This is a genomic window from Flavobacterium sp. B330r (assembly GCF_056824325.1).
On sequence record NZ_CP124860.1, the window covers coordinates 808,605 to 824,563 of the forward strand.

A 15,959-nucleotide genomic window follows, 5' to 3' on the forward strand; every position below is an offset into this window, starting at 1 on the left:
AGAATATTCTCTATACATTTGCTATCCCAGGTTCATAAAACTAATCGCTGTAAAAAAAATAACCAACTATGAAGTTTAATGAAAGTAATAACCAGCAAAAGGGTCTGAATATAATTCAGAAAATAGGACTATGCGTTCTTGTCATAACAATCATATTATATTATGTACTGTCAATTCAGTTTTTGACAGCATAATTTTTCTAGATTGTTAAAACTGCCAATTCATTCTGAATAGCATAAACAACTAAGCCAGCTATATTTCGCGATTCTGTTTTAAGTAATAAATTATTTCTGTGTCCTTCTATAGTTCTTGGACTTAAAAAAAGATGTTCTGCAATTTCTGCTGTAGTTTTCTGCTGGCAAATTAATTGCAGAATTTCTATTTCGCGTGGCGAAAGGAAATTGGTTTCTAAACCGCCTCTTGTATTTTTAGGAGAAACTATGGTTTCTTGAATTGTTTTTAAAACATTTTCGTTGTAATAGAATCCTTTTTTTGCTACTTCGTTGATGGTATGAATTAGATCTTTTGGAGTGGTATTTTTTATTAAGTAAGCTACTGCTCCAACTTGAATCATATTGGCAACAAACGATTTGGTATCGTAACTAGTTAATGCAATAATTTTAATATCGGGAAACGTTTTTCTAATAATTTTTGTGGCTTCGACTCCGTTTAAGACCGGCATCTTTAAGTCCATTATTATTATATCGGGCGTTATTTCTCTTTCATTTAGTTGCGTAATAAGCTCGTCGCCATTTGAGGCTTCAAAGAGAATATCTATATTTTCTTCTCTCTGTAATAAAAAAGAAATTCCTTTTCTAAACAAAATTTCATCATCGACTAGAGCAATTTTAATAGAAGCATTCATCTTATTTTGGTTTTGGTCGTTTAATTTGGTTTGTCGAAATTACAAAATATGAATTAGAAAAAATCTAAATACCTTTATTTTATTGACCAAAAACCTTAATAAAACACATAATTTGCCTTAAAAAGTAAAATTTACAACAATACCTTTATTAATTTCAGAGTCAATTTCGATTGTTCCCTGCAAAAATGATATTCGGCTATCGATATTTTTCATACCTAAACCTTTTTGGTTTTCGGCATTTGAACAATTAAAACCAATGCCGTTGTCTATATAGTCACAAGTATTTATTCCGTCTTTATTGGCAAAAGAAATCCATATCTCTGACGCTTTTCCGTGACGAATCGAATTATTCATTAATTCCTGCAGAATCCTAAAAACATGCAAATGCCTGTCTATGTCTTTCTCATCAAAATCGATGTCATTTTTATAATACGTTTTTACCGATTTGCTCGATTCAAATTCTTCGCATAATTCTTCAATACCTGCACTTAAACCAAATTTTTCAAAAACTGGAGGCAGCAAATTATGCGCAATTTTTCTAGAATTGTCTAATGCCTTTGTGGTCAAAGCAATTATGTTTTCTGTAATTTCTGCAGTTTCTGCTTCTGTAAGGTTTGGCGCTGTAAGCAAATGACTGTTTAAAGAAACGATGTTCAATTTTGAACTAATATCGTCATGAAGATCTTGAGCAATTCTTTTTCTTTCTTCCTCTTGCGTTACAATAATAGCATGTAGCTGTTCTTTTTGATATCGAAGTATTAATTCTATCTTTTCTAATTCTTTTTGAATAATTTTTTTTCTAGAAAAATAAAAGAATATAATTAACGCAACTGCAACAATTATAAAAAATAGCGAGATATATAATATAATAGCAACTAATTCTTTTTCAGGGATTGAATTGGAGTTCATAATCTATTTTTAATAATACAAATTAGTTTTCTAAAGACTTTTTAGAAAAACTTACCTTCCATTCATATAATATAACTAATTGATAAACTAAAAATAAAAAAGCATTTAGTTTCCATGAAAAATATTTAACTTCTAAACTTAATGTCAAGGTTAAATTTCCAATCAAATACAAAACAGTAGAGCCTAACATAAAAAAGATAACCGCTATTGTTACATAATAATAAACCTTCTTTTCGGTAAGCATATTGTAGAAATGTAGTAAGCCAAAAATGACACAAAACAAAGAGGTTAATGTAATAGCAAATAAATTAAATTTTAAAAACTCATTTGGATTTGTTAGAAATTGGATGCAAAAAATTAATATTCCAACTGACAAAATACTTTTTATAAATATTTTTTGGCTCAAAATTTTTATCAACGAATTATAAAAAAGACCTAATAAAATCATTTGGCCTATAATGAAAACATTAACTAAAAATAAATTATTATAATGCAAATGATACAATAATTCCATTGACATCTGCATTAAAAATGCAAATGCTAAATAAAGAACAAAAAAACCATTAGCTTTTTCCTTACGGAAAAAGCTAATGGAATATAATACTAGATTAATTAATAAAATCAAATAACCTGAATAAATTAAAAAATCATCCATTCTTAAAAAAGTCTTTAATTAATACGGTGGGCTTGGTCTAGTTCCATCGTATACAATGTCATCAGCAGCTCCTTCGCCACCTTCTACTCCATCTCCTTTACCGTAGACATTAATCCACTTTTTAGTTTTCTCATCGTATTTGGCTCCTACAAAAAGTAATGTTTTTTCATTTTGATCATTTATTCCCAAATAAGCCCAAACCGCTTCTGTATCAAGTTCTAGCACTTTTTTCAAACTTTCTCTAGGTATTAAGAAAGCTTTTACTTTGTTCTTTGAGTCTTCGACAGATTTATCGTCGTCATATCTCTTTTCCCACTTGTCTGCAGTTGCTACAGGAATCTGAATAGGTCCTGGAAAGGTTTCTTCATTCATAATTTAAATTTGTTATTGGTTAATAATTTTTAAAAAACTAATAGTTTGTAATTGGTTTAGCTAAACTACTGATTTTTATTAGACGATTAACATAAAAACATAAAAAAAGCCTTAATAATAAGGCTTTTTAACTTTTAAAATGGAACATCGCTGTCGTCATCATCATCATTTAAATTACTTCCGAAAGCTTCGTTAGCAGATGGTAAATTTTTCGTTATGAAAGGATTATCATCGTGATTCATTTTAGATGGCAAATCATCGTAACCTCCAGTAAATTCTTCAAGGTTATCAAACTTACCTAAATGTCCTAAGAATTTAAGACGAATATTTTCAAGACCACCGTTACGGTGTTTGGCTATAATAAACTCGGCCTGTCCTTGTGTCGAAGATGCTTCATCATCATCCCATTCTTCAATTTTATAATATTCAGGACGATAAATAAACGATACAATATCGGCATCCTGCTCGATCGCTCCAGATTCACGAAGATCCGAAAGAAGCGGACGTTTACTAGATCCACGGGTCTCAACGGCACGCGATAACTGAGAAAGTGCAATTACAGGAACGTTCAACTCTTTTGCCAAAGCCTTTAAGTTTCGAGAAATTGTCGAGATCTCCTGCTCACGGTTTCCTCCTCCTTTTCCGCTTCCCCCTGCAGTCATCAGCTGCAAGTAGTCAATAATAATTAACTTGATTCCGTGCTGTGAAGCCAAACGACGACATTTTGCACGTAAATCGAATATCGAAAGCGAAGGTGTATCATCAATAAATAATGGCGCTTTTTCTAAGTTTTTCACTTTAGTACTCAGCTGTTCCCATTCGTGTTTTTCTAATTTACCCGTTCTTAGTTTTTCTGAAGACAATCCTGTTTCAGAAGAAATAAGCCTCGTAATTAACTGAACCGACGCCATCTCCAGAGAGAAAATCGCAACTGCATGTCCAAACTGAATACTTACGTTTCTCGCCATCGAAAGGACGAAAGCCGTTTTACCCATCCCGGGACGAGCCGCAATAATAATTAAATCGGAAGGCTGCCATCCAGAAGTAACTTCATCCAACTTCTCAAATCCAGTTGCCACACCACTCAAACCTTCTTTACCAGCGATTTCTTCAATACGTTTTTTCGCTTGAAGAACCAAACTCTGAGCGGTTTCAGAACTACGCTTGATATTTCCTTGCGTTACCTCATATAATTTAGATTCGGCTTTATCCAGCAAATCGAATACGTCTGTAGTTTCATCATACGACTCTTCGATAATTTCAGATGAAATACGAATTAAACTTCTTTGAATAAATTTTTGAAGAATAATACGCGAGTGAAATTCGATGTGGGCAGAAGAAGCAATTTTTTGCGTAAGCTGAATCAGGTAAAAATCTCCTCCAGCCAAATCTAACTTTCCGTTTTTCTTTAACTGCGTTGAAACCGTTAAAATATCAATTGGCTGTGTTTCGGTAAAAAGCTGTAAAATCGCTTCAAAAATATGTTTGTGCGCGTCTTTGTAAAAAGCATCTGGCTGTAAAATATCAATTACATCATCTACCCCTTTTTTATCAATCATCATCGCACCAAGAACAGCCTCTTCTAAGTCTATAACTTGAGGAGGAAGCTTACCTTTTTCTAGATTGATGATTGTGGTTTTGTCGACCTTAACAGGGTTTAAGTTTTTGAAATTTTCCATATAGCGAAAGTAGCAAAATTTAAAAAAATTCTACTATCGAGTTATAACTATTAAGTTGTTTATAAATTTGTTTTTTTGTTCATAACCAAAAAAAAATCCGAAACCGCAGGGCTTCGGATTTTTAATCGTTAAATATGAATTTACTCTTTATACTCGCCCATATTACTGTATTTGTCCATTCTCTGGGCAATTAAATCGGCTGTTGATAAGTCTTTCAATTCGTTATATCCTTTTGTAATATATTCCGCTACTGTTTTAAAAGTAGTTTCTCTGTCATAATGCGCTCCGCCTAATGGTTCTGGAATTACATCATCAACTAATTTTTGTTTTTTCATATCAGAAGAAGTCAGTTTTAATGCTTCTGCTGCACGCTCTTTGTACTCCCAGCTTTTCCATAAAATAGAAGAGCAAGATTCTGGAGAAATTACAGAGTACCAAGTATTTTCTAACATATAAACACGGTCTCCAACACCAATTCCTAAAGCTCCACCTGAAGCACCTTCCCCAACAATAATTGTGATGATTGGCACTTGCAAACGAACCATTTCAAAAATGTTTCTAGCGATAGCTTCTCCTTGTCCTCTCTCCTCAGCTTCAAGTCCTGGATATGCACCTGGAGTATCTACCAAAGTAAGAACTGGAATTCCGAATTTTTCTGCCATTTTCATCAAACGCAAAGCTTTACGGTATCCTTCTGGATTAGCCATACCGAAATTACGGTACTGACGTGTTTTTGTATTGTAACCTTTTTGCTGTCCAACAATCATAAACGACTGTCCGTTTATTTTTCCAAGACCACCAACCATTGCTTTATCATCTTTAAAACCTCTGTCTCCATGAAGTTCTAAGAAAGTATCTCCACAGATTGCTCTAATGTAGTCTAAAGTATAAGGTCTATTTGGGTGTCTTGACAATTGTACCCTCTGCCAAGCCGTAAGGTTTTTATATATTTCTTTTTTAGTCTCTACTAATTTTTTGTTGATTTCCTTGCACGTCGGCGTTACGTCAACGTCAGATTCTTTTCCAATAATAACGCACTTTTCTAACTGTTCTTCAAGTTCTTTAATTGGAAGCTCAAAATCTAAATATTCCATGGATTTTTGAATTTTGTTTGTAAATCGAACCGCAAATATAAAAATATTATATCATTGGCGAAGTTAATTGTTATTTAAAGTATAAAAATGCAATTTAAAAATAAGTAAACTATTACAAGTTTTCTTTCTTGTTCTGATAATGTTTGAAAACACCGTTTAGAATAACTGTTATGATGATTATGACTGCTCCGATGTAAAACTCGACACTCATTTTTTCTTTTCCTCCCAAGATAAAATAAGCCAAAACTATCCCGTAAACTGGCTCCAAATTAGTCGTTAACATTACGGTATAAGGCGTTAATCGTTGCATTACTTTTACTGAAGCGGTAAAAGCATAAGCCGTACAAATTGAGGCCAAAATCAATAATAAAACCCAATTATTTAAAGACATTTCGAAAAAATCTGCTGTAAATTTTCCTTGAAATAAAAAATAAAGGGTGATGAAGAAAACGCCCGCTCCAAATTCATAAAATGTAATTACTGAAGGTTCATGATCTGAAATTAATTTTCCATTCATTAAGGTAAATAAAACTCCTAAAATGATGGCTGCCAAAGCGTAATAAACTCCTGTAAGATATTTTATTTCAACTTGCAGGATCAATCCTAAACCAGCTATAATTATTAGTCCGAAGAACACTTCATACCAAAGCACTTTTCTTCCATAAAATAAAGGTTCTAATAAAGAAGCGAAAAAAGCTCCTAAAGAAAATATGGAAAGCGTAATGGAGACATTGGATACATGAATTGCTTTAAAAAAGAAAATCCAGTGTAATGCTATCAATAATCCAACAAAAATCAATTTAAAAAATTCTTTTATCGGAACTTGAAAAGATTGTTTTTTAAATGCAATAAATCCGCCAAGAAAAATCATGGCAATCAACATTCTGTACCAAACCAGATTATCGGCATCAATTGTAATTAAAGCGCCTAGAATAGCTGTAAAACCCCAGATAAAAACAATTAAGTGTAGATTTAAATAACTTTTTAAATTATCGTTTCGCATTACGTAATAAGTAAACTGCTAAAATTCCGAAAACAATATTCGGGAACCAAACAGCTAATAAAGGTGAGAATGTAGATTTTTCGGCAAGTGTACCAAATATTTTATCAAAGAATACAAATGAAAACGCAATTGCAATTCCAATAGCAAGGTTCATTCCCATTCCGCCACGGCGTTTCATAGAAGAAACTGAAACCGCAATAATAGTTAAAATAAATGCTGAAACCGGAATACTGTATTTTTTATAAAGAACAACCAAATAGGTATTGATGTTTCCTGAACCTCTTTTTCTTTCTTTTTCAATAAAATCGATCAGTTTACCCAAAGTTAGCGTTTCGGCAATATAAACTACTGGAGTTAAATCTGCCAATTCAAATTTGAAGGCAACATTTTTTTCTGGAGATTTTTCAATTACGTCATTTAGTTCTCCTACGGTTCTTTTAGTATAATCGTATAAAACGTAAATCTTCTTTTTAGGATCCCATTTTATGCGGCTTGCAGTGATTTTATAAGTCAGTTTTTCTTTTTCAAAATGTTCTAATGAAAAGTTGAAGGCCGTTTTTGATTCTTCGTTAAAACTGTTTACAAAAATAAAATCGTGATCGTTAATTTGTCTGAAAACATTGGTATTTTCACCACGCATGAGTTCCTTTCCATTACCTTTCAGATACGTGTATCTAAAATTATTATAGCCTTCACTGGCCGCTGGAACGATAAAAAATCCCATTAGCAAAACAAAAATAGAAACGATAGTTGCACCTATAATATAAGGACGCAAGAAACGTGTATATGAAATTCCAGAACTTAAAATCGCAATAATTTCTGTATTGTTGGCCAGCTTTGAAGTGAACCAAATTACCGATAAAAACAAGAATATCGGAAACAGCGAATTAATAAAATAAATTGTGAAATTGTAATAATAGAAGGCAATATCTCCAAACGGAATCTTGTTTTCAAGCATTTTATTTACCTTTTCAGAAACATCAATTACGATTCCGATTGGTGCAAATAAAAGAAGCATCACAGAAAATGTCCCGAGGTACCTTTTTAAGATGTATTTATCTATTATTGAAAGCATATAATTTTATTGTTTCAAGTTTTTTTAGTTTCAGGTTTCAAGTTGTTGGATTTCGTCCTCTAGAGAACCTGAAACCTGAAACTTGAAACTTTAAATTCTTAAAGACGCTGACTCATATTTTTAACCATCATTTCTTTCCATGGTCTAAAATCTCCGGCTAAGATATGTTTTCTTGCCTCACGAACCAACCACATATAGAATCCAAGATTATGAATGGTAGCAATTTGCTTTCCTAAATATTCGTTGGCCGCAAACAAGTGACGTAAATAGGCTTTTGTATATTCTGTATCCACAAAAGTATGCCCCATTTCATCAATTGGAGAAAAATCTGCTTCCCATTTTTTATTTTTGATATTGATTGTTCCGTTTGCTGTAAACAACATACCATTTCTTGCATTACGAGTTGGCATAACGCAATCAAACATATCAATTCCTAACGCAATATTTTCTAAAATATTAATTGGAGTTCCAACCCCCATTAAATAACGAGGTTTATCTTCAGGAAGAATTTCGCAAACTACCTCAGTCATGGCATACATTTCTTCAGCTGGCTCTCCAACAGAAAGTCCGCCAATTGCATTTCCTTGCTGTCCTGCATTCGCAATATATTCTGCCGACTGACGACGTAAATCCTTATAAGTACTTCCTTGAACAATCGGGAAAAACGTTTGTTCATATCCATATTTATAAGGTACTTTTTCCAAATGATTGATACATCTATCCAACCAACGATGTGTCATATGCATAGAACGTTGTGCATAACGGTAATCGCAAGGATATGGCGTACATTCATCAAAAGCCATAATGATATCTGCACCAATTGTACGCTGAATTTCCATTACATTTTCTGGCGTAAAAAAGTGATAAGAACCGTCAATGTGCGATTTAAATTTTACTCCTTCTTCTTTAATTTTTCTATTTGAAGAAAGAGAATATACTTGATATCCTCCAGAATCAGTCAAAATATTACGATCCCAGTTCATGAATTTATGAAGTCCTCCGGCTTTCTCTAAAATTTCTGTCTGCGGACGCAGATACAAATGATAGGTATTTCCAAGAATAATATCCGGATTAATATCGTCTTTCAATTCACGCTGATGCACTCCTTTTACAGAAGCAACAGTACCAACTGGCATAAAAATAGGAGTTTCTATAACTCCGTGATCTGTAGTAATACTACCCGCTCTTGCTTTTGACTGCGGATCTTTTTGTAATAAATCAAACTTCATAAATTCGTTTTTCAGTCGGCAAAGATAGTTTAATTTCAGGGAAATTTTATGAATTAGAAAATTTGTCAATTAGAAATTTAGCTAATATTTTCTTAATTTCAGATTCTATTTTTAAGATTTGAACTTATCCTGATTTGGGCGTTCCCTTACGGTCGGGCTATCCGCTATATCTTTTGCTCAAGAAAATATCATTTCAATTAAGACGAGACATTTATCGCAAAAGTATACCGCTCCTATCCCTAACGCAAACGGCTCTAAAAGAAATTTCATCGGTAAAATAGGAATGTAAAAACTGCAACAATCCTACTATTAAAGTATAACAAACTCATTTCTTTCTTTTTGTAATTTTAATATTCAACTAAAATTTTAGAAATCATGATTAACTCGGAAGATAAATTAGATAATATCAAGGATGAACAAATTGAGAAAAACCTTGAAAACATGGATTATACAGCAAACGAAGATATTTACAATCAAGAAGAAAGATTAGAAGATATCGATCCTCAAGATATTTCTGGAGAAAGAATAATTAATAATGACAACGAATGGAAACAAAACAGCGACAAAATTGGAAATGATTTGGATATTCCAGGGGCTGAATTAGATGACGAACAGGAAGATATTGGTTCAGAAGATGAAGAAAACAATTACTACAGCGAAGGTGATACAGAGTAAATCGTAAAAAAAATAAAATCTTGCTAAATGCAGGATTTTTTTATTAAGTTAATTAAAATTGTAAAAAACACACTTGTAAAAAGTTAGAAAGCAAAACTGACGTGATATTTTTTTACATAATGTAAAAAAAACAGTAAAATTTAACAATTGCTGTAAAACTAAAGCAAAAAATCATTTGCCTGCCCACAAAATAACGTTTACTTTTGCTTCAGTTTAACTTTTACATATAAAATGAAGCCTAACACACAACAATTAAGCGATTTAACGATCCAAGTAAGAAGAGATATTCTTAGAATGGTACATGCTGTAAACTCTGGACACCCAGGTGGTTCATTAGGTTGTACTGAATTTTTGGTAACATTATATCAAAACATAATGGACCGCAAAGAAGGTTTTGATATGAACGGAATTGGAGAAGATTTATTTTTCCTTTCAAACGGACACATTTCACCTGTTTTTTATAGCGTTCTAGCACGTAGCGGTTATTTTCCAGTTTCAGAATTAGCAACTTTCAGATTATTAGATTCTCGCTTACAAGGACACCCAACAACTCACGAAGGTTTACCTGGAGTTCGTATTGCATCTGGTTCATTAGGACAAGGTTTATCTGTAGCTTTGGGAGCAGCTCAAGCTAAAAAATTAAACAAAGACAATCATATCGTATATAGTTTACACGGAGACGGAGAATTGCAAGAAGGTCAGAACTGGGAAGCGATTATGTACGCTTCTGCTAAGAAAGTAGACAACATTATTGCAACAATCGACCTTAATGGTAAACAAATTGACGGAACAACTGATGAAGTTCTGCCAATGGGAAGTATTCGCGCTAAATTTGAAGCTTTTGACTGGGATGTTTTAGAAATCAAAGAAGGAAACAGCATTGATGCTATCATCGCTGGTTTAACTGATGCTAAATCAAGAACAGGAAAAGGAAAACCAGTTTGCATTTTATTACATACAGAAATGGGTAATGGTGTAGATTTCATGATGCACACTCATGCTTGGCATGGTAAAGCACCAAACAATGATCAATTGGCTAGTGCTTTAGCTCAAAACATTTCAACTTTAGCGGATTATTAAAAAGTGTTCAGTCTCAGTAGACAGTTTTCAGCTTAGAAACTTAGTCACTTAGAAACTTAGCATCTCAAAAAATAAAAAATGAAAAAATACGAAAATACAGGAAGTAAAGATACTCGTTCTGGTTTTGGAGCGGGAATGACTGAATTAGGTCAAAAAAATGAAAATGTTGTTGCATTATGTGCTGACTTAATTGGATCATTGAAATTTGATGATTTCAAGAAAAATCACCCAGAGCGTTTTTTCCAAATCGGAATCGCTGAAGCTAACATGATTGGAATCGCTGCAGGTTTAACAATTGGTGGAAAAATTCCTTTTACAGGAACTTTCGCAAACTTTTCTACAGGTAGAGTTTACGATCAAATTCGTCAATCTGTTGCTTATTCAGATAAAAATGTAAAAATCTGTGCTTCTCACGCTGGTTTAACTTTAGGAGAAGATGGAGCAACGCACCAAATCTTAGAAGATATTGGTTTAATGAAAATGTTGCCTGGAATGACTGTAATCAATACTTGCGATTACAACCAAACTAAAGCTGCAACTTTAGCATTAGCAGATCACCATGGTCCAGCTTATTTACGTTTCGGACGTCCAGTTGTAGCTAACTTTACTCCTGCAGATGAGCCTTTCGTAATTGGAAAAGCAATTTTATTAAACGAAGGAACAGATGTTACAATCATTGCTACTGGACACTTAGTTTGGGAGGCTCTTATTGCTGCTGAAGCTCTTGAAGCAAAAGGAATTTCTGCTGAAGTAATCAACATCCATACAATCAAACCTCTTGATGAAGAAGCTATTTTAAAATCTGTTGCTAAAACGAAATGTGTAGTTACTGCTGAAGAGCACAACTACCTTGGAGGTCTTGGAGAAAGTGTTTCTGGCGTATTGGCTTTAAACAATCCAACTCCACAAGAATTTGTAGCTGTTAAAGATAGTTTTGGAGAATCTGGAACTCCAGAGCAGTTAATGGAAAAATACAAATTAAACAATCAAGCAATTGTTGAAGCTGTAGAAAGAGTTATCAAAAGAAAATAATTATTAGATTTTCTTGAACATAAAAAAACCTCGGAATTTACATTCCGAGGTTTTTTATATACTAAAATATTCCGTTTTTAATACCACGAAAGTTGAACTTCATGGTATGGCCCATTTCCAACATAAATTTTAAATGGTCCAGAAACATTAAAATTAGTATACCAAGCCGTTGGTGCAGTTGGTGCAGGAAGATTGGCTGGATTCCATGTCGCAATCAATGATGTTTGAGTAGCCGAAGTTGTCATCTGAAATAATGAAAATTTCCACAACACTGAATTAGAACCACTTAGACTATAAGTATCAATTACCCTAATATTTGAAGCTTCTTTCCATGTGCATCTCCAAGTAGAGCATGATCTATATTGCAATGTAGATCTTAAATACATTTTACTAGATTGAATTACATTGTTCAAAACAATTGTTTCATTATAAAGATCTAAAACAAGTCTAATTCTACTTCCTGGAACATTAAAATTTTCCTCTCCCGAAACAAAGGTCTTTATCCTATTTTCATTTGGAATAACATCTCTACCCGTTGAATTTTTCACAGGAGAAGACACGCTTAACAAACTGCCATAAACTTCCAAATTTTCTTTTTCAGCAACAAGTTGTTCAGGAGTTTTGTTAATCTGATTTTTGGAAAGCAAATAAAAAGTACGCTCATTTAACCATAAAACGTTCCCATTAATTTTTACTTTTGATTCTGAATTTAAAATTGACTTTAATGCATCTGAATAGATAATTCTTGATTCAGATAAAACATCTCCTTCTATACTTGCAGAATCATCTGAAGTATTTAACAATGAAACCAACTTTTTTGAAGAAACCCAATTTTTAAGCTCATCAGAACCTAAGCTTGCGAGATCCGAATATTCTTTAACAAAAAGTTCTTCATTTTTAAATGATAACATTTTACCATCTAAAACTGAAGCTGAATCTCCTACAGCCGAAACTTCTTGATTGACCTGATCTTCGCTGCTACATGACAAAGCAGTAAGCACTAAAAACAATGCAATAATTTTTTTCATTTTTGTAAAATTTTAATATTATTCTTTCAAATCTATAACAATAAGAAATAAAATCCTTACGTGATTCCGTAAAAAGAAATAAAATCTTACAACAAAAACATAACGAACTAAAAATCAATACTTAACAACTAAACACAAACTAAAAAAGCCTCGAAATTAACATTTCGAGGCTTCTTATTTAACTTCTATATTTTAGTTCTTTTGATAAGGATACGTTTTATCCAAATGAATTCTTAATCTTCCTGGCGCTGTATAATCCTCAGGAACATACTTACGAGGATTTGTGATTGACTCTGGCTTTGCAGGATCAGTAAGTTCTCCTGTTGGTCTTCTAGGAATAGCCCACAATTCGCTTTCATCTACATTTGGAGTAGCAGGATTATCCAAAATAGGATCGTAAGGATAATATTTGCTTAATCCTGAAAAAGGAGCATCTGTAGGTTTTGTAAGTTCAAATCTTGTCGTATAACCATCTCCGTCATCATCATGATCTAGAAAATCTGGAATACCATCACCATCTGTATCATCTGGGTTAGCAGGTGGATTAGGATATGTAGTTGTATCTCTATAATCACGAACAAAACCATCACCGTTAATATCCTCCTGATAATCAAATACACCATCTGGATTTTCTAATAAAACACCATTAGAGTAACCATTATTTTCATGATCCATTCTTCTAATATCATAAAGCTTAAAGCTAAAGATTAAAGGTGAATATGCTGGAATGGTACTTGAAGAAGGTGGCGCAGCATAATATCCTAATCCTGAAGGTATAAATAAAACACCCGCACCAAAATCTTGGTAATTTGGGGTTCCATCATCATTATAAGTCGTTGTTCCTGTTTTAAACAGAGGAAAGATCTCACTCCATCCCTTTACAACATTAAGCACATACATATCAATAATACTCTTTGGATATACAACCTGATCAAAGAAAGTAGTTGTTAAGTGTTCTGGCTCTGTATCTGTCTTTTCCACACGTTTTAAATATTCTCCTCTATAAGCAGTAAAAACACCATCCGTATTCATTGGAGCAACACCAGTACCTTCTCTTAAAACCAAATAATACATTTTATAAGTTATACCATGTATGTATGGGATTTCTCTTAAAACCAACTTTGGATAAGTAGCGCTATTTAAGTAAGACATTATTGAGGGTTGTGAAGCAGCATCGGTTATGGGCGAAATTGTTACATCCATATCGGCTGTCACAGTAATATAATTTGTCTTTAAATACTCTTCAATATCTGCATTATCAGTATTAAATTGCTCTTGATAATCCCTTAAAGGAACAACTTCTGTTTTATCATCGTCATTTTTATTACAAGAAACGATGGCAAGACCAGCAAGTAACAAAACAAAATAATATTTAAATTTATTCATTATTATCATTTTTTTAGGTGCGCAAGATACAATATTGATTTATTTTTGTAAAGAATTTAACTTGGATTTTAGAAAAATTATGAGAATAGATAAATACTTGTGGTGCGTTCGATATTACAAGACTAGAAACATGGTAACCGAAGCTTGCAAAAAGAATCAGATCACTGTAAATGGGCAAGTTGCAAAACCTTCAAAAGAAGTTTTTCCAACAGACCGAATTACATTTAGAAAAGATCAAATTACACAAATTATAACGGTTTTAGACATTCCGCAAAATCGAGTTGGAGCTAAGTTGGTAGATATTTATCAAAAAAACGAAACGCCTCCAGAAGCTTTTGCACATTTAGAGTTATTAAAATTATCTAAAGAACATTCTAGAAGAACTGGCGCAGGACGTCCGACCAAAAAAGACCGAAGAGATATTGACGATTACGGAGACGATATTTATGATGAAGAGGAAGAAGTAGAATAAATTTTAAAACTTCAAATTCCAAATTCCAAAAAAGCAATCAAATTCCAGATCCCAAAAATAAACCTATCTCAAAACTTGGAATTTGGAATTTAAAATATTGACATTTTATAAAAAAAATTGGAATTTGGATTTTCTATATTGGATTTTAAATTAATTATCTTAGCAAAAAAATACACTATGAGCAGCAATATAATCTTGACCAATCAGGAAATCGAACATAAAATAAAACGTATCGCTTACCAAATTTACGAGACTTTTGTAGACGAAGAAGAAGTTGTTATTGCCGGAATTGCTTCTAACGGATTTCTTTTTGCCGAAAAAATCGCTTCGGCGCTTAGCAATATTTCAACCTTAAAAGTTTCGATCTGCGAAGTCAAAATAAACAAACAAAATCCGCAACAAGCAATACAAACTTCATTAACCGCCGAAGAATACAAAAACAAAGGGTTAGTTCTAGTTGATGATGTCTTGAACTCTGGAACTACATTAATCTATGCTGTTCGTCATTTCTTAGACGTCCCGCTTAAAAAATTCAAAACAGCAGTACTTGTTGATCGTAATCATAAAAAATATCCCGTAAAGGCAGATTTCAAAGGCATTTCGCTTTCAACTTCTTTACTAGAGCATGTTCAAGTTGTTTTCAATTCAGAAAACGGCGACTATGCTTCTTTAAGTTAATATATCTAAAATATCCTGAACCGTTTCTTCGACAGATTTATCATCAACCGAAACTTTATGTTTTGCCTGATTGTAGTAAAAACTTCTGTCGAATAAATGTTTCGCGATAAACTCTTTCATTTCTTCCTCATTCATATTGGCAATCAAAGGGCGTTTGCTTTTATTATGCACCAATCTATTATATAAGGTATCAATTGACGCTTTTAAATATACAGACACTACATCGTCTCCTTTTAATAATTCATGATTATTGGCATAACACGGAGTACCTCCTCCAAGACCAATAATAGTATTTTCTGAAGATTGCAGCAATTCGACGAACATTTCATGCTCTAATTTTCGAAAATATACTTCTCCATGCTTCTCAAAAATCTCATTTATGGATAAATTTACTCTTTCTTCGATACATTTATCTAAATCTAAGAACGGAATATTTGTAATTTTTGACAAATTTTGGGCAATTGTAGACTTTCCGCAACCCATATAACCTAACAACACAATTTTTTTCATATTAATAAAACCTTATAAACTAAGCATTTGAGAATTTTTCCAAAAAAAAGACAAATTTATGATAAAATAGCTTGGAAACTTCAAAAAAAACTCCTTATATTTGCACCCGCATTCAAGAAATTAAATGACTCGATAGCTCAGTCGGTAGAGCACATCACTTTTAATGATGGGGTCCTGGGTTCGAGCCCCAGTCGGGTCACAAATTTTGTGATTAACA

The 15,959-nt window shown here is 32.8% G+C and carries 17 protein-coding genes and 1 tRNA gene; 6 read left to right on the top strand and 12 right to left on the bottom strand.

Translation table 11 applies throughout. The annotated features are described in order from the left end of the window. Positions 1-199 precede the first annotated feature (199 nt). The 9 genes from QLQ95_RS03590 to tgt all read right to left on the bottom strand — a co-directional run bounded on the left by QLQ95_RS03590 (position 200) and on the right by tgt (position 8,881). Complete coding sequence (locus QLQ95_RS03590; RefSeq protein WP_250837191.1) at positions 200-865, bottom strand: response regulator transcription factor; 666 nt, start codon at positions 863-865, stop codon at positions 200-202. Between the two features lie 117 nt (positions 866-982). Then, positions 983-1,774: a sensor histidine kinase gene (locus tag QLQ95_RS03595; protein WP_095931679.1), complete on the bottom strand. Its 792-nt coding sequence runs from the start codon at positions 1,772-1,774 to the stop codon at positions 983-985. A 22-nt stretch (positions 1,775-1,796) separates the two neighbouring features. After that, on the bottom strand, positions 1,797-2,429 hold the full coding sequence (locus tag QLQ95_RS03600; protein WP_482502664.1) for a hypothetical protein: 633 nt from the start codon (positions 2,427-2,429) through the stop codon (positions 1,797-1,799). 18 nt (positions 2,430-2,447) lie between these two features. Continuing rightward, the gene (locus tag QLQ95_RS03605) at positions 2,448-2,801 is read right to left on the bottom strand and encodes a hypothetical protein (RefSeq protein WP_095931681.1); all 354 of its coding nucleotides are present in this window, start codon (positions 2,799-2,801) and stop codon (positions 2,448-2,450) included. A 134-nt stretch (positions 2,802-2,935) separates the two neighbouring features. Next, positions 2,936-4,480 (bottom strand): replicative DNA helicase, encoded by a 1,545-nt coding sequence (gene dnaB, locus QLQ95_RS03610; RefSeq protein WP_095931682.1) that lies wholly within the window; start codon positions 4,478-4,480, stop codon positions 2,936-2,938. Positions 4,481-4,620: 140 nt separating this feature from the next. After that, positions 4,621-5,574, bottom strand: a complete 954-nt coding sequence (locus QLQ95_RS03615) for an acetyl-CoA carboxylase carboxyltransferase subunit alpha (RefSeq protein WP_095931683.1) — start codon at positions 5,572-5,574, stop codon at positions 4,621-4,623. A gap of 112 nt (positions 5,575-5,686) precedes the next feature. Further along, positions 5,687-6,577, bottom strand: a complete 891-nt coding sequence (locus QLQ95_RS03620) for a DMT family transporter (protein WP_320493258.1) — start codon at positions 6,575-6,577, stop codon at positions 5,687-5,689. Continuing rightward, positions 6,564-7,652, bottom strand: coding sequence for an LptF/LptG family permease (locus tag QLQ95_RS03625; protein WP_095931685.1), 1,089 nt, complete (start codon positions 7,650-7,652; stop codon positions 6,564-6,566). Before QLQ95_RS03625 ends, QLQ95_RS03620 begins: the two co-directional genes overlap by 14 nt. Before the next feature lie 98 nt (positions 7,653-7,750). Beyond that, entirely contained in the window at positions 7,751-8,881 is a 1,131-nt protein-coding gene (gene tgt, locus QLQ95_RS03630) for a tRNA guanosine(34) transglycosylase Tgt (RefSeq protein WP_095931686.1), read from the bottom strand. A 375-nt stretch (positions 8,882-9,256) separates the two neighbouring features. Here tgt and QLQ95_RS03635 point away from each other — a divergent pair, with 375 nt between their 5' ends. The 3 genes from QLQ95_RS03635 (at position 9,257) to QLQ95_RS03645 (ending at position 11,668) form a co-directional block, all read left to right on the top strand. Continuing rightward, positions 9,257-9,556 carry a hypothetical protein gene (locus QLQ95_RS03635; protein WP_320493253.1) on the top strand — a complete coding sequence of 100 codons (300 nt, stop codon included), beginning with the start codon at positions 9,257-9,259 and terminating at the stop codon, positions 9,554-9,556. Between the two features lie 231 nt (positions 9,557-9,787). After that, the gene (locus QLQ95_RS03640) at positions 9,788-10,636 is read left to right on the top strand and encodes a transketolase (protein ID WP_320493251.1); all 849 of its coding nucleotides are present in this window, start codon (positions 9,788-9,790) and stop codon (positions 10,634-10,636) included. Between the two features lie 78 nt (positions 10,637-10,714). Then, positions 10,715-11,668 carry a transketolase family protein gene (locus tag QLQ95_RS03645; RefSeq protein WP_095931689.1) on the top strand — a complete coding sequence of 318 codons (954 nt, stop codon included), beginning with the start codon at positions 10,715-10,717 and terminating at the stop codon, positions 11,666-11,668. 77 nt (positions 11,669-11,745) lie between these two features. Here QLQ95_RS03645 and QLQ95_RS03650 read toward each other — a convergent pair whose 3' ends face one another. Beyond that, positions 11,746-12,696, bottom strand: a complete 951-nt coding sequence (locus QLQ95_RS03650) for a hypothetical protein (RefSeq protein ID WP_320493247.1) — start codon at positions 12,694-12,696, stop codon at positions 11,746-11,748. 192 nt (positions 12,697-12,888) lie between these two features. Then, positions 12,889-14,082, bottom strand: coding sequence for a BamM family beta-barrel-assembly machinery protein (bamM, locus tag QLQ95_RS03655; RefSeq protein ID WP_320493245.1), 1,194 nt, complete (start codon positions 14,080-14,082; stop codon positions 12,889-12,891). 79 nt (positions 14,083-14,161) lie between these two features. Between bamM and QLQ95_RS03660 the strand changes: the two genes are divergently transcribed. Both QLQ95_RS03660 and QLQ95_RS03665 read left to right on the top strand, forming a co-directional pair. Continuing rightward, a complete protein-coding gene (locus QLQ95_RS03660) occupies positions 14,162-14,554 on the top strand; it encodes an RNA-binding S4 domain-containing protein (protein ID WP_320493243.1) in 393 nt (130 codons plus the stop codon). A 177-nt stretch (positions 14,555-14,731) separates the two neighbouring features. Continuing rightward, positions 14,732-15,232 carry a phosphoribosyltransferase domain-containing protein gene (locus QLQ95_RS03665; protein WP_320493241.1) on the top strand — a complete coding sequence of 167 codons (501 nt, stop codon included), beginning with the start codon at positions 14,732-14,734 and terminating at the stop codon, positions 15,230-15,232. On the opposite strand, the gene QLQ95_RS03670 is transcribed toward QLQ95_RS03665, so the two are convergent. Continuing rightward, positions 15,224-15,742, bottom strand: a complete 519-nt coding sequence (locus QLQ95_RS03670; protein ID WP_320493239.1) for a shikimate kinase — start codon at positions 15,740-15,742, stop codon at positions 15,224-15,226. The two genes, QLQ95_RS03665 and QLQ95_RS03670, sit on opposite strands and share 9 nt — an antisense overlap. Positions 15,743-15,868: 126 nt before the next feature. Here QLQ95_RS03670 and QLQ95_RS03675 point away from each other — a divergent pair. Further along, positions 15,869-15,941: transfer RNA gene (locus tag QLQ95_RS03675), tRNA-Lys, on the top strand. Positions 15,942-15,959: the final 18 nt, after the last annotated feature.

Coding starts and splice junctions, on each gene's coding strand:
- QLQ95_RS03590 (WP_250837191.1), bottom strand. CDS start 865: ATGAATGCTTCTATTAAAATTGCTCTAGTCGATGATGAAATTTTGTTT.
- QLQ95_RS03595 (WP_095931679.1), bottom strand. CDS start 1,774: ATGAACTCCAATTCAATCCCTGAAAAAGAATTAGTTGCTATTATATTA.
- QLQ95_RS03600 (WP_482502664.1), bottom strand. CDS start 2,429: ATGGATGATTTTTTAATTTATTCAGGTTATTTGATTTTATTAATTAAT.
- QLQ95_RS03605 (WP_095931681.1), bottom strand. CDS start 2,801: ATGAATGAAGAAACCTTTCCAGGACCTATTCAGATTCCTGTAGCAACT.
- dnaB (WP_095931682.1), bottom strand. CDS start 4,480: ATGGAAAATTTCAAAAACTTAAACCCTGTTAAGGTCGACAAAACCACA.
- QLQ95_RS03615 (WP_095931683.1), bottom strand. CDS start 5,574: ATGGAATATTTAGATTTTGAGCTTCCAATTAAAGAACTTGAAGAACAG.
- QLQ95_RS03620 (WP_320493258.1), bottom strand. CDS start 6,577: ATGCGAAACGATAATTTAAAAAGTTATTTAAATCTACACTTAATTGTT.
- QLQ95_RS03625 (WP_095931685.1), bottom strand. CDS start 7,652: ATGCTTTCAATAATAGATAAATACATCTTAAAAAGGTACCTCGGGACA.
- tgt (WP_095931686.1), bottom strand. CDS start 8,881: ATGAAGTTTGATTTATTACAAAAAGATCCGCAGTCAAAAGCAAGAGCG.
- QLQ95_RS03635 (WP_320493253.1), top strand. CDS start 9,257: ATGATTAACTCGGAAGATAAATTAGATAATATCAAGGATGAACAAATT.
- QLQ95_RS03640 (WP_320493251.1), top strand. CDS start 9,788: ATGAAGCCTAACACACAACAATTAAGCGATTTAACGATCCAAGTAAGA.
- QLQ95_RS03645 (WP_095931689.1), top strand. CDS start 10,715: ATGAAAAAATACGAAAATACAGGAAGTAAAGATACTCGTTCTGGTTTT.
- QLQ95_RS03650 (WP_320493247.1), bottom strand. CDS start 12,696: ATGAAAAAAATTATTGCATTGTTTTTAGTGCTTACTGCTTTGTCATGT.
- bamM (WP_320493245.1), bottom strand. CDS start 14,082: ATGAATAAATTTAAATATTATTTTGTTTTGTTACTTGCTGGTCTTGCC.
- QLQ95_RS03660 (WP_320493243.1), top strand. CDS start 14,162: ATGAGAATAGATAAATACTTGTGGTGCGTTCGATATTACAAGACTAGA.
- QLQ95_RS03665 (WP_320493241.1), top strand. CDS start 14,732: ATGAGCAGCAATATAATCTTGACCAATCAGGAAATCGAACATAAAATA.
- QLQ95_RS03670 (WP_320493239.1), bottom strand. CDS start 15,742: ATGAAAAAAATTGTGTTGTTAGGTTATATGGGTTGCGGAAAGTCTACA.